At 46.8% G+C, this 14,450-nt stretch carries 10 protein-coding genes; 7 read left to right on the top strand and 3 right to left on the bottom strand.

The window, feature by feature from the left end; translation table 11 throughout:
* The 3 genes from ACOQPM_RS15470 to ACOQPM_RS15460 form a co-directional block, all read right to left on the bottom strand.
* A complete protein-coding gene (locus tag ACOQPM_RS15470) occupies positions 1-984 on the bottom strand; it encodes an ABC transporter substrate-binding protein (RefSeq protein WP_420630168.1) in 984 nt (327 codons plus the stop codon).
* Positions 968-4,465: an AAA family ATPase gene (locus tag ACOQPM_RS15465; RefSeq protein WP_420630167.1), complete on the bottom strand. Its 3,498-nt coding sequence runs from the start codon at positions 4,463-4,465 to the stop codon at positions 968-970. Before ACOQPM_RS15465 ends, ACOQPM_RS15470 begins: the two co-directional genes overlap by 17 nt.
* 132 nt (positions 4,466-4,597) lie before the next feature.
* Positions 4,598-5,614, bottom strand: a complete 1,017-nt coding sequence (locus tag ACOQPM_RS15460) for a LacI family DNA-binding transcriptional regulator (protein ID WP_420630166.1) — start codon at positions 5,612-5,614, stop codon at positions 4,598-4,600.
* 465 nt (positions 5,615-6,079) lie between these two features.
* Here ACOQPM_RS15460 and ACOQPM_RS15455 point away from each other — a divergent pair, with 465 nt between their 5' ends.
* From ACOQPM_RS15455 to ACOQPM_RS15425, 7 genes are all read left to right on the top strand, one after another.
* On the top strand, positions 6,080-7,987 hold the full coding sequence (locus ACOQPM_RS15455) for an ABC transporter substrate-binding protein (RefSeq protein ID WP_420630165.1): 1,908 nt from the start codon (positions 6,080-6,082) through the stop codon (positions 7,985-7,987).
* 132 nt (positions 7,988-8,119) lie between these two features.
* Entirely contained in the window at positions 8,120-9,133 is a 1,014-nt protein-coding gene (locus ACOQPM_RS15450; RefSeq protein WP_420630164.1) for an ABC transporter permease, read from the top strand.
* Positions 9,130-10,083 carry an ABC transporter permease gene (locus tag ACOQPM_RS15445; protein WP_420630163.1) on the top strand — a complete coding sequence of 318 codons (954 nt, stop codon included), beginning with the start codon at positions 9,130-9,132 and terminating at the stop codon, positions 10,081-10,083. The genes ACOQPM_RS15450 and ACOQPM_RS15445 overlap by 4 nt, the downstream gene beginning before the upstream one ends.
* Before the next feature lie 12 nt (positions 10,084-10,095).
* On the top strand, positions 10,096-11,127 hold the full coding sequence (locus ACOQPM_RS15440) for an ABC transporter ATP-binding protein (RefSeq protein WP_420630162.1): 1,032 nt from the start codon (positions 10,096-10,098) through the stop codon (positions 11,125-11,127).
* Positions 11,099-12,100 (top strand): ABC transporter ATP-binding protein, encoded by a 1,002-nt coding sequence (locus tag ACOQPM_RS15435; protein ID WP_420630161.1) that lies wholly within the window; start codon positions 11,099-11,101, stop codon positions 12,098-12,100. Before ACOQPM_RS15440 ends, ACOQPM_RS15435 begins: the two co-directional genes overlap by 29 nt.
* A gap of 95 nt (positions 12,101-12,195) precedes the next feature.
* A complete protein-coding gene (locus tag ACOQPM_RS15430) occupies positions 12,196-13,551 on the top strand; it encodes a hypothetical protein (RefSeq protein WP_420630160.1) in 1,356 nt (451 codons plus the stop codon).
* 87 nt (positions 13,552-13,638) lie between these two features.
* Positions 13,639-14,439 carry a phytanoyl-CoA dioxygenase family protein gene (locus tag ACOQPM_RS15425; RefSeq protein WP_420630159.1) on the top strand — a complete coding sequence of 267 codons (801 nt, stop codon included), beginning with the start codon at positions 13,639-13,641 and terminating at the stop codon, positions 14,437-14,439.
* Positions 14,440-14,450: the final 11 nt, after the last annotated feature.

The raw sequence follows: 14,450 nt of genomic DNA, 5'->3' as shown, positions 1-14,450 counted from the left end.
CTATTCTGAAGCCCGATAAATCTGTCGGGCTTGCTCCAAAATTTCATCAGGGATTTCTAAACCAATGAGATCGGCCGTTTCCAAATTAATGTCTAGAAAGAAATCTGTTGGTTCTACAGGGAGATCATTGACGGTGCTGTTTCCTCTAAGTATTTGGTCTGCCATACGGGCTGCCTGATGCCCTGCTGCATTAAAATCTATACCAAACGAGAAAAGTGCACCCTCCTCAACAGAAGCAGTTACAACGGAAACGATGGGAATATTATCGTTAATCGTTGCTTGATAAAACGTTGGCACTTCAGCAAGCGTAATAATATCAGGCAAAATAAAGATCACGTCCGCTTCCTCAGGCATATCGTCAAGGACTTTCAACATATCCTCGTCCTCGTCAACCGGCCGTTCGATGAGAACCAGATCTAATTCCTCTGCCGCCTCCCTCACTTCAGCTAGTGCGCTAACTGCACTTGGGTTTGGATTATAAGGGACGAAGATCACTTCGGCATCTGGAATGATGTCAACGACCCATTCCATTCGTTTACGATCGCTACCGCCATTGGTGATCCCGGTCATGTTAATTCCTTCTCCAACTAATCCGCTCCCTTCAGGATCTGTCACAGGGGCAAATATGACAGGAATATCAGTTCCTTCTATTGCCTCTTTTGTTGCAATAGAGGCCACGGTGCTGAACGCCAGGATCAAATCTACTTCTTCATTAACGAGGTTCTCCGCAACAGGCAATAAATCGTCGGTTGTTGGTGCTGGTCCATCGTAAACGTATATTACATCTACGTCTTCTTCATATCCAAAATCATCTTGCATTCCTTGTTTAAATCCCACAAAAACCTGGTCCATGGCAGGCAAATAGTTGACAACGCCAATTCGAATCGGTTCTGGTTCTTGTTCACAAGCGATAACAAGGATGGGAAAAATGGTAAAAATTATGGCTAATTGGATTATGGGCCAATTTCTATTTGTTGTTTTCATTCTTTTCCTCCTGGCTCTGATGATAATAGGTAACTATTTCTTTATGGCTTGGGTTTTTTTCAAGAAAATCGTTTTTATTCACCGTTAATTCAATTTTTTGGGCAGTTGATTGCAATGTTTGATAAGCGGTTTCAAGAAGCTGTTCAGCCTGACTTACGTTAACCTTTTTCAAAACTTTATAAAAAACAGCATAAATATAAAATGGATCGGCTGACCAATCGAGGTTACGCGCATTTAAATGCTTCTGTGACGATTGAACATTTGCAACTGCTGATTCGGTGTCTCCATTTAATAATGCCAAATCTGCCTTTATAGCTTGAATCCCAAGGTGGGTTGATGGGATATTCAAGGAGGTCCAAACCAGAGTAACCTCTTCAATTTTTTTGGCAGCCTCTTGCAAATTATTTTGTTGCAATAATATCTTTGCTAGCAAGACCAATGCCCAACAATGATGCCAATTAAGATTTAACATCGCCATTTGAGCAGCTGCTTGATTCGCAAAAAAGAATGCGTCTTTATAGTTTTGTTTTTGATAGAGTAGTTTCCCAAGATAGCCTAATGAAATGGCTTCACCTGTGGGGTCGCCTAAAATACGAAAATGTTGCCTCGCCTGCTGCTGATAAATTATAGCCTGACGCTGTCCTCCAATAGAACGATATAAATCGCCAATTTCCTGTAAAATTTGCCCTTCACCTTGACGAAAACCGGCCCTTTGAAAGGTGTTCAGAGCCTGTTGGCCGTGATGTAGTGCGATTTGATAATTTCCTTTTCGATGTTCTAATGAGCAAATATTTTGCAGAACTTTGGCTTCCCCTATCAAAGATTGTGTGTGGTGGTCAATGCTCCGTGCTTTCTCTAAGTAAGAGCGAGCAAGGGTAAGTTCTCCCTGCATTGAAGATATAAGACTGAAACTGCGGAATATTGTTGCTTCAGTTCCTATTGATGTGATTGCTTCAGCCAACTTCATAGATTTATCAAGGTAATTTTTTGCTTCAATTGTATGACCTTGATACAAGTTTATCTGACCTAAAAGTTGATTTGCTGACAGCAATACTTCCGATGGTGCATTTTGGTGTTTTATTATTTCTAAAGAGAGATGTGCAGCTTGATTAAAATTGCTCTGATTGAAGGCTAGTTTAGCTTGCCGCAAAAGATAAATGGCTGTTAATTGTGGCTTTCGCATTTGATTTGCAATCGTATGTAGTGTGTATAAATCTTGAGCCTGTTCGTTTCGGTTACCCAGTAGGTCATGAAGTCGTTCTCTTGCCAGAAGAAAATCAGCCTGCATCATTCGGTCATTATCTGATAATAGGTGCAATGCTTTTGTGAAGTAAGTAATGGCATCTTCATTAGCAAATTGCGAAACGGCCGTTTCTGCTGCAATCTGGTAATAATTTATAGCTGGCATAAAAAGGTTTGCTTTCTCAAAATGATAGGCCAATTTCGCAGCAATGCTATTTGAGGACTTTGAATATAGAATCTCTAAAGTTTCCGCAATTTCACTGTGCAACAAAATTAATTCAGATGGGTTAATTCGCTGATAAAAAAATTGTTGCAAAAGCTGCTGCGAAAACCTCATTTGCATAAAAGCACCCTCGGCATGAGCATTCCCTTGCTGAATAAAGGGGGGGTGCTGAGTTGAAAGCGGAGTAAGTAACTTGAGCAAACCACGGTTGCTATAGCCAGCAATTTGGCTGATTAGTTGAATCGTAAAATACTCTCCTTCGACAGCAGCAACGCTCAATATCTGTTGCAACTCCTCAGACAATTTATTGACTCTCGTTTCAATTACCGCTTCAACTCGGGTGGGTAACCTTGCCCAACTAATATCATTCTGATCGCGCCACCCTCCGCCGTTACTTTGGAATAGTGCCCCATCAGCCTTCAAAGCATTGAATAGCTCGATTACAAATAAAGGATGCCCGTTTGTTTGTTCAAAAAAAGCTTGTCGAAATTGTTTGGAGTATTGGTTCGGTTCTTTATCTAGAAACAAATTTGTGAAGTTTCTATTCTCCTCATCATCAAGATTATCCAAATTAATAGGAGTGCTGCTGGTACGCCGCTGAATCTCATAAATGGTTTGAGGCAAACTGCTGTTAACCTGCAAATGGGCAGATTCTTCCCGAAAAGCGCAAATAATGAATATTCGATAACCCGCTAGACGTTGTCCTAAATGAAACAATAAGCTTATTGAGGACTTATCTGACCATTGTAGATTATCAAGACATATTACTAGTGGATATTCTCTGGAAATTGTGATGAGTACCGATGTTAACTGTTGAAAAAGGTAATGCTGAGTATTGTGGTCTGAAACAAAGTCATCTGCATTTTCCTGGTCTGGTAGCCAACTTTTCACCAAATTGGGTCCATTGCTATTGACAATATCACGAATTTTGGCGACTGCTTGCCATAGTCGGCGAACCTGTTTATGTGGAAGAAAGTTATCACGAATGACTGCTTCCAGGTTATTCGATATTAATACAAAAAGAACATCAATAAACGGTTGATAAGAACTTCCACCGCCATCAATTGAGGTGCCTCGCCCATAAGCAACCAGAATATCTTCATATTGGTCAGTTGCTTGTCGTACAACTTCACGAATTAAAGAACTTTTACCACTGCCTGCGCTCCCTTTGACAAAGCAAACTTGACCTTCTTTTTTTTCTATTACCTGCTGAAGTGGAGAAAGTAGCTGCACTAACTGTTTCTCTCGTCCAATGAAGGTGTTTTCGTTCTGATTAGAAAGGGTTTGCAAAAATGAGGGTTCAGGTAATTTGAGCGATCCTTTTTTCAACGTGTGGCTAGCTTGCATTTTTGTCTGCAAACGGAATGATATTTGCTGCAACTCCGGACCTGGTGATAGATCTAGCTCGTCACGCAATGTCGTTCTGTAGGAATCGTAAAGCTGGATTGCTTGTTCAATATTTCCATTGTGTTCGTGCGCCCGCAATAATGGCAATAACCAATCTTCTCGTAGATTATCCAATTGAAGTAAGCGGTGTGAGGTTGTTATAACCTGATTCCAATCTTCGGCCTGAAATGAAGCATTTAGCTCGTTGACGAGTAAAGATTCTGCCTGACGCCGACAGGCTTCCCGTTGAAAAAGAAGCCAATTCATAAAATTCAGAGCTCGATTAAGATGCAAACCGGCTAAAAGCTCCCCACTGTATACATTTGTCATTCCTTGATTCAATTGATTTACATCAAATTTAAAGTCAGACTCAAAGTTAAAACTTACTGTTTGCCGATCTGAAATCAGATATCGCGCGCCTATATTTTGTTTGAGCTTGTTGAGTGTCCACCGGAACCGGGCTTGAGGGTTTTCAGACTCTTCGTGAAAAAGTCTTGCTAATAATAAACGTTTATGGGGTTGATGGGTAAGAAGCAGATAAGCAAGTAACGCTAAAGGACGGCCAGTTAATGGAATGTCCTGTCCATCAAGTGATATGTTGGCGGCTCCCAACAAACTCACTTTTAGCATTTTAAAAGCCTATTCTCGCAGGATTCTGGTACGAATACCAAATTATACGAGATTGGCTTTAAAATCTCAAAACCAATTCCATAATTGCCAAGCGAACGAAACTGGCTTGGTGGCAAGGTGAGCGAGGTAAGTTTATAGTTGAGACTTTCTTAATTTGGCAGAGCCACGTTGGACTAGTTCACCAGGAAGCAAGATGACCTGTCCAGTGGTAATGTGGTCTTTTGGGGAGGTAAGAAGGGAAACGGCCGCTTCCACCATTTTGGAAGCAGACTGACGAATCGTCGTCAAATCATATGCTGGCCAACTAGCCATCGGAATATCATCGTACCCAACAATTGATAACTCATCAGGTACTTGGATGCCTAAACGGTAGCGAGCGGCATCCATTGCACCCAAAGCCATAATATCTGCAGCGCAAAAAATCCCGTCCGGCGGGTTATCTTGGTCCAGCAAGCGCAAGGCAGCCTCAAAACCAGAGTCATAAGTATATTCCCCATGTCCTAGCAAAACATCACCATAGCTACGTTCTTTAAGCCGCTCCGTGAAACCTTTCTGGCGCAGTTCGTTAGTTGCGGTTACCTCAACGCCAGTCACAAAAGCCAAGCGCTTGTGACCAGCATCAAGTAGTAAATCAGCTACGATTCGTCCACCCATTTCGTTGTCGCTACAGACAGCATTGGCAGTCGTATCCGGCACTGTCCGATTAAGCAGAACCACTGGCGTTCCCATGCTAGTACACTTGTCAATCAACTCCCGGCCAGGCGTATTGGAAGCCACAATTAAGGCATCAACATGGTAGCTAAGAAAGCGAGGCAAAATTTCATCAACTGGACGCGTTTCATGCGTATTAAATAAGAGTACCTGTTTACCCATAGCCTGCAGGCGACGGGTGAACTGAACCAAGACGTTTGGATAAAAATAACTCCGGGCAATATTGCCCATAATAATGCCCACAATGTCGGTGCGTTGGGTTGTTAGACCACGAGCAATGGCGTTTGGTTGATACCCCAGTTCGGCCGCAGCCTGCAGCACTCGCGCCCGTGTTTTGGCGTTAATATTTCCGTTGGGATCAAAGGCACGCGAAACCGTCGGTTGAGAAACGCCCGCATGTCGGGCAACATCATAAGATGTGACTTGTCGTTGAGACATTATTTCTCCTGTTTCCTGCATTGTGAATGCGAATTCAAATATATAGTAGTTCCTAACCTTGGTCAACGCGTGTGTCAATTTTCCGAACTATATTGACAAATTGACTAACCTAGTTTAGAGTATGAATGCGGATTCATGAATCCGCATTCATATCCTTGCCCAAACCTATTTCATCGCAGCCAACGGCCGTTTACATTCCGCAATACGGCCGCAATCCACCACCACCTTAGTTGCCATTTGGCAAACTTCTTCTAAAGCCTATTCATATCCGCATGAATGTCCTCATTGCTAAAAGGAGGTGAACCAGATCACATTAAGTAACTAATCAAGACAATATAGCTAGCGCCAAGCAACTTATATCATAAATCGTTGTACGTGTAGAAGCGGGAAAGCAACTTGAAATAAGCAAAGCCTTCCCTCCCGCTTTTTCTTGAGTAAATTACAATCCTGAGAAGGAGGATAAGAATGAAACAAAAACTTTGGCTTATATTTTCATTATTGGTTGCATTCTTCATTCTAGCCGCCTGCGGCGGGGGTGAACCAGAAGTCGTCACAGAAACCCAGGTTGTCACAGAAACAATCGAAGTAACGCGTATTGTTGATGGTGAAGTTGTGACTGAAGTACAAGAAGTTGAAGTGACGCGCGTCGTGGAAGTTGAGGCCGATGCTCCCGTTGAGGATAACGGTGAAATCGGCCGTGAAGATACAGTGATTTTTGACCTCGACCGCTTCTTGGCCGACAACTCAAATGCCAACCCATATTCACCGGCTGGCGTTTCTGGCTTCCGTCTAGCTGGTGGTCACCAGGTATTATGGGAACCATTGTTTATCCTGAATCCAGTTTCAGGTGATATTCAGCCCTGGCTGGGAGAAAGTTTAGAGTCAAATGACGCAGCAGATGTCTGGACACTTACCCTCCGCGACGGCATCATGTGGTCAGATGGCGAAGCTTTCAATGCAGATGACGTGGTCTTTACCGTAGAAATGTTGAAGAATGACGAATCTGCGACACTTTTCTATGCATCAGATATGCAACGTTGGGTAGATAGTGTAGAAAAGGTTGATGATTTAACTGTTCAATTCAATCTAACTTCACCTAATCCCCGTTTTCAACTAGACTACTTCTCAATACGTATCAACGACAGCCTATTGGTTATGCCAGAACACATCTGGGCGGGTCAAGATCCTTTGACTTTCACGAACTTTGATCCAGCGCAAGGCTGGCCTGTAGGTACAGGCCCCTATACATTGACCGATCTGCAAGTAGACCGCATTGTTTGGGATCGGAATGATGATTGGTGGGGTGCTGAGACAGGATTCCAGGATTTGCCAGAACCGCTACGCGTAATTTACCTTTCAATCACAACAGAGGATGTCCGGGTACAGCGGGTAGCCAACAATGAAGTTGACGCTGGTCAAAATGTGTCCCCTGCTGCCTTCGAAGCGATTCAAGCTCGCAATCCCAATGTCGTTGCCTGGTTTGATGGGTTCCCGTACTCATTTACTGACGTTTGCGTTCGCCAGCTTGATTTCAACACGACTGTAGCACCATGGGACAATGCAAACTTGCGTAAAGCCGTCAGTCTCATCATTGACCGCGAAGAAATTGCCGAGTTTGCTTATGACGGCACGACAACCCCAGCGACAACGATGTTCCTGAATTACGGCGCTATGCAGCCGTTTAATGATGCGATTACGGAAGCTGGGCTTGCTCTATCGCCAACGGCCGATGTTGCAGCCGCACAAGCCTTAATTGAGGCCGAAGGTTATACGCTGAACGCTGATGGTTTCTATGAAAAGGACGGCGAAGTCCTTGCTGTCAATATTACAGTAAACACAGCCAGTACTGAGTATACGCGTACGGTTGATGTGGTTGTTGAGCAGTTGCGAAATGCTGGTATTGATGCTGCACCTCGCCCAGTTGACAATGGAACCTTCTGGGGTGATGTGGCACCTAATGGTGGGTACGAAATTGCCTATAGCTGGTTAGCTTGTGGCTCGATCAACGAACCGTGGGCGTCAATGGATCGCTATACGGCTCAATATGTTGTGCCGGTTGGCGAACGGGCACCTGGCTTCAACAATACGGGTCGTTGGGACACTGAAAGTACGGCCGCTTACTCAGCTATCGTTGAACAGATTGCCCCATTGCCTCTGGGTGATCCCTCTGTACCAGGGCTTGTTGCTGAAGCTTATGGGTATCTGGCTGAAGAGGTACCTTTTACCCCATTGGTTCAGTCCACCAAGTTGCTCCCGTTTAACACCACCTACTGGAGCGGTTGGCCAACGTCAGATGATCCATACATCAATCCTTCTGCATTCTGGGGTGGCAAAGGCGGTCTAATTATTCATAATTTGACGCGCTCTCAGTAAAATCCAAGTAAATTCTGAACGGGGAGCGGGACGGGAACAATGTTCCCGTCCCGCTCCTAAGTAATCAGCCAAAACAACCCTTCACTGAGCTTACATCTTTTGCCGATTACGAGTTATCGCAAGGAAAATAGAATGGGCAGAATACCAAGAAATTACCTTTTACGCCGCCTTGGCATTTTCTTGCTTACCATTTGGGTGGCAGCCACCATCATCTGGCTCATTCCTCGTTTAGCGCCAACTGATCCCATTGCTGCCATGGTGGCTGGCATGTCCAGCGCTGGCGGTTTTGTTGAAGATTCCGAAGCCATTATTGAAGGCTGGCGCGAGCGCTTTGGTCTGGATGATCCACTAGGCGTTCAATACCTTAAATATATGGGGAACCTGGTCACATTGGATTTTGGCTTATCTGTGTCCAATTTCCCCACCCCTGTGAGTAGCATCATCGGTGAAGCCCTTCCCTGGACAATCGGCTTATTGCTTTTGGCAATGACGCTGACTTTCCTAATTGGCAACATTCTGGGTGCCATCATGGTTTGGACAAAGACACCTGGGCTGATTAAAGCAATCATCCCCCTGGGGATGGTGTTTACCTCGATTCCGGCAATTCTCGCCGGGCTATTCCTACTGTACATATTCGCCTTTACTACTAGCTTGTTTCCTACGGGCAGCTCCTATGCTTTTGACGTCACGCCTGGTTTCAACCTGGACTTTATTCTAAGCGTTATTAAGCATGGCACATTGCCCGCGCTTTCCATCATTCTGGTGAGCTTTGGCTACTGGACGCTAGGTATGCGTGGCATGATGATCACGGTTGAGGGCGAAGATTATATGCAACTGGCCAAAGCGAAGGGGCTGAATCCTTACTATGTACTTTATCGCTACATGATCCGCAACGCCATTTTGCCCCAAGTCACCGCCTTTGCCATCACCCTGGGCACTTTGGTGAGTGGGCAGATATTGGTGGAGTATGTATTCCAGTATCGCGGCATGGGACGGGTGATTTACGAAGCCATTTTAGCCCGCGACTTTGCCGTTATTCAAGGTGGCTCATTTATCATTATTTTGATGACGGCCCTGGCTGTGCTGGTTGTTGACTTGATCTATCCGCTCATTGATCCACGGATTAGGCATGGAGGCGAATCATGACAGACGCTAAAATGACAACTCCTGAGAGCCCAACCGGTGCAGATAATGAACAACCAAAAACGATGGGTCGTTTCAACAAGTGGGATACGCCCTGGCTCAACCCCAAGATGATTATTGGGGTTAGCTTGCTCCTCCTCCTCTTTCTGGCGGGGGTGATTGGGCCAGCCTTTTACGATACCGATCTTGGCTTTGCTCGTGCCGCGCCGCGCAACCTGCCCCCCGTTGGCTTTGTCAATTGGCGCGGCGAGGCTGGCGTGCCAGAACATCCTCTGGGAACAGATAATCTGGGACGCGATCTGCTGGCCGTTGCCATTTTGGGCGCACCAACCACGTTTATCATTGGGGCGATGGCGGCCACAATTGGCATCCTGATTGGCATTGTGCTGGGATTTTCGGCTGGCTTCCTTGGGGGTTGGGTGGATGATGCCGTGCGCCTGATAGCAGATGTCACTTTAACGATACCAGCGTTGATGGTGCTGATAGTGTTGCAATCGGTGCTAGATCGGGTTGAAATCACGACGATGGCCTTGCTCATTGCTGCCTTTGCCTGGCCGCGTGCCACTCGGCAGATTCGCTCGCAGGTGCTAAGTATGCGCGAGAGTGGCTATGTGCAGATGGCACGGCTGTCCGGTGCCTCCAATTTTGACCTGATGTTTAAGGAGATGCTGCCCAATCTGATACCTTACATCTTTGCCAGTTTTATTGCTGGAGCGACGGGGGCTATTTTAACGGCCGTTGGCTTGGAAACATTAGGGCTTGGCCCAACTCGGGTCTCCACGCTGGGCGGCACGATTTATGACGCTTACGTCGGCACCGCGCTCTCGCTCAATATGTGGTGGTGGTGGGGCTTGCCCACGGTATTGCTATCGCTCATGTTCATCGGGCTGTTGCTAATCAATCTTGGCTTTGACGAAATTGCCAATCCGCGCCTGCGACGGGCTTCAAAATAGAGGGAGATTCTCATGGCGACAAATGGAAATGAATCACCCAAAGCAGTCCTGGAAGTAAACAATTTAAAAATTTACTATGAAACGCCCAAAGGCGATGTGAAAGCCGTAGACGGCGTTGATTTTTCCCTTTACGAAGGTGAAATTTTGGGTCTGGTGGGAGAGTCTGGCTGTGGCAAATCTACGGCCGCAATGGGCGTTTTGCAGCTTATTGTGCCACCCGGCCGCATCGTAGCTGGTGAAATCAGAATGGGCGATGTGGACTTGCTCAAATTGACCGGCACCGAACTGCGTAAAATGCGCTGGACGCGGCTGGCTTTGATCCCCCAGGGTGCGATGAATTCACTCAACCCCACCATGCGGATCAGCGAACAGATCACCGATGTTATCCGCCAACACGAGGGCAAACGCAGCAAAGATGAGATGAAAACGCGCATTCTGGAGCTGCTGCAATGGGTTGGACTGCCCGAACGCATTTACAATATGTATCCTCACGAACTCAGCGGTGGCATGAAGCAGCGTGCCTGCATCGCCATGGCCATTGCCCTCAATCCAGCAGTTATCATTGCCGATGAGTCCACTAGCGCCCTGGATGTGGTGGTACAGCGCGTGGTGGCCCAAACCATGCTGAAGGTAAAAAAGGCCATGGGTGTCTCCATGATCATGATCGGCCACGATATGGGGCTGATGGCGCAGATGGTGGATCGCATGGCCGTGATGTATGCGGGCAACATTGTGGAGATTTCTGGTGTCGAAGATATTTTCAAAAATCCGGGTCATCCTTATACCGAATTGTTAATTGATTCCGTCCCTTCATTGAAGGAGCGTAAGCCACTAAAAATTACGGAAGGCATTACGCATGACCCGCGCAATCCACCACCGGGCTGCATCTTCCACCTGCGCTGTCCCTTCGTGATGGATCGCTGTCGCACGGAGGAGCCTGCTCGCCAGGAAATCCGACCACGCCAGGAAGTTGCTTGCCATTTGTATGAAAAGCAAGAGGATGGGAACTATATTGATGTCCGAACTATTGTTACAAATCCGTAACGCGACCAAAATCTATGCCCAGCGTGCCTCTGGCGGTGAAAAGCGTCAAGTCATCGCCCTGGATCGGTTCAACCTGAACATTCCCCATCGTCCGGCGACGATTACAACAATTGCTGGCGAGAGCGGTAGCGGTAAAACGACTCTGGCTAACGTGATACTTGGATTTACGGAGATCACGTCAGGTCAAATAATCTACGACGGGCTGGATATGGCACAGGCAAATGCACAGCAGCGGCAAGAGTACCGCCGACAGGTTCAGGCTGTATTTCAGGACCCCTTTGGCGTTTACAATCCATTTTACCGGGTAGGCCATGTGTTTGACATGGTAACCAGCAATTTTAAGCTGGCGAAGAGTAAATCTCAGGCACGCGACATGGTGGAAGAGTCGCTCAATGTGGTGGGACTGCACGGTGAGGATGTTTTACGCAAGTACCCGCACCAGCTTAGTGGTGGGCAGCGTCAGCGCATTATGATGGCGCGGGCCTACATGGTAAAACCAAAACTGATTGTGGCTGATGAGCCGGTTTCTATGGTAGATGCCTCCTTGCGGGCTTCAATTCTTGACGTGATGATTCGCCTGCGGGATAGTGGCATCTCGTTCATTTACATTACCCATGATTTAAGCACAGCCTACCAGATTGGTGATCAAATCTTCATCCTTTATCAAGGTGGCATTGCCGAAACTGGCGATACGGTGCGCGTTATTAACCAACCGCATCATCCCTATGTGCAGTTGTTGATCAATTCGGTGCCCATACCAGACCCAGATATTAAGTGGGAAGGCACGATTGAACTGCCGGCTGAAGAAGAAATGCGTACATCTGAAAAACCGGGCTGCCGCTTTTATCCGCGCTGCCCTGATAAGATGCCGCGCTGTTTGGATGGGCTGCCGCCGCTTTACAAGGTTGATGAGGCTAACCATCTGGCTTCTTGCTTTCTTTATAATGAAAAACCAGAAGCGGCGTTTGGCTAATTCTGCTTTGCGACGATGTTGAAATTCATTATTGTGTCTCATTTCTGGCTCATTTTTGATGGAAATGGATAGAAATCACATCTTATAGAGGCGTTATGTCAAATTCCCTGTTGCCTAATGTCATAAATTATAAAGATGCTGCTCAAGATGGTTTGGGTGTTAATGAAACGGTTGATCGGTTGCTTCGTTACGCATGGATTGCGAAACGGACAATGGAAGTGGCGTTGTGCTGGATCAATCCAACGCCGGAATGGGAGGTCAAGGAAGCGCTGAGCTATCATACGTATCTTGCCGCTGAACATGCCCAGTCGTTTCGCGTACGGGTCAGTGAAATGAGAAACCCGATGCCGGACATGAATAAGTCTCCTGACCCACGCATAGATCGCTTTTTTGATGAGTTGCTGACGGCCGTAACCACCTCGGAAAAACTTACGGCACTGTATGAGGTGCTGAAACCGGCCGTATTGGACGCCTACCAAAATCACTTCAATGCGGCTAATCCACTCGCTGATGCGCCAACACGCCGAATTTTACGTTTCCTTATGCTTGAGGAAAAAGATGCTATCACGTGGGGTGAGGCTACCATGGCTGCAGTAGGGTGCCACACAGAATTTAAAGCTCATTTACAAGCTTATTTGGCAGCGTCTGGTGGGGTGGAGGGAACGGCCGTACCTCCTAACCACCTCCCCAAAAGCCGCGTAACAACTCCCTTTGAGCCCGATTACATGCCCCGCCGCGATAGGCGCTTTGAGCTGCAAGAAAATTTTATATTTCCCTGTTACCATGTGGCTCGCACTGAAGGTGTTCCTCTAGAGGAAAAGACATTGGCATTGATGTGCAAACGAGCGTTGGAAATGGACGTACCAGAATCAATGGCACGCATTATTGCCGAGACAAAAGAACAACCGTGGTCGTTCTATGTTGATATGTGTCGTCAACTTTGGGATGAAGCACGCCACGCAATGATGGGTTCTGTCTATTTTGAGAATTTAGGCGTTGATTGGCGACGTGACATTCCACTTCACCCTGGTTTCTCCATCCGAATGAATATGCATATGACAACATTAGAAGCCCACGCTGTTCTCTATGCTATTGAACAAGGCTTGATGCCCGCTAAAAGTGGTAAGAAATATGAGTGGCAGGTGACAAAAGAAGCAAACAATCCATTGGCTAAACTCTTCCAGGATTTTGATTGGGCCGATGAAGTGTTGCACGTACACACGGGTCGAGAGTGGGGAATTCCGCGGAGCGGACTAGATCGGCGTGAGTTTGAAGCGTTAGGCAGACAAAAAAAAGAGGAGACGTCAGCAGTTCTGGATCAATATGCTGATCCAGAGAAGCAAACTAATTGGTGGCCTGCGTTTGTGAAAAAGGTTTTAGGGCAAGAATCAGCATTTGTTGAGTTCAGTGACAACATTGGTGGAGAAGACGTCCTAAAAGTTAGGTCTTAATAATATAAGAAAGAGACTCGGAGCTAAGAGAAGGTTAACCGAATCACACCGTAGTCTACGTAGTCTATATTTATGAAGGAAGGGACAATGATTCAACCCACCTTACAACTGAATGACAAGCAAATTGCGTTTTTTCAGGCGAACGGCTATCTGGTGCTTGATGCGATTACAACGGCCGTAGAAATCAATCTCATCAAAAACGTGTACGATCGGCTATTTGCCACCCGCGCTGGGCGTGAAGAAGGCAACCAGTTTGATCTGGCCGGGAGCGATGAGGAAGGGCAGGAAGCAGCCTTGCCCCAAATATTGAAGCCAGAAAAGTATGCGCCAGAATTGCAGGACACGCTCTACAGAGCCAACGCCACCCAGGTTGCCCAACAGCTACTGAGGAGTGATGAATTGGGAACGGGAAGTCATGCCATCCTGAAACCACCACAAACGGGTGCGGAGACACCACTCCATCAAGATGAAGCCTATTGGAACCCGCAGGAAGAACACAACGGCATTAGCATCTGGATGCCGCTCCAAGACACCACGGTAGAGATGGGCTGTATGCAGTTTGTTCCTGGTAGTCATCGGCTCGACGTGATTCCTCATCGCAGCATCGGTGGGGATGTGCGTGTGCATGGGCTAGAGGTTGACCCCAAACTGACCAATCTTGGCGATCTTGTAGCTTGCCCAATTCCCGCTGGAGGGGCGACCATACACCATTGCCGGACGCTTCATTATGCAGGGCCAAACCGGACGAACCGAGCAAGGCGAGCTTATATTTTGGCTTTCACTGCCCCGGCCAAACCGTTGGCAGAACCGCGTGATTTTTATTGGCAAAAGGCGTGGCAGACTGGCCGGATGGCGCGTGCCAATAGTGCAAAGAAAGAGAGAGACTAGAGATTAGAGAT

The organism is Candidatus Leptofilum sp., from assembly GCF_965223525.1.
GTDB lineage: Bacteria > Chloroflexota > Anaerolineae > Promineifilales > Promineifilaceae > Leptofilum.
The sequence above is the reverse complement of the archived record's forward strand: the minus strand, read 5'-3'. Positions and strand labels throughout refer to the sequence as shown.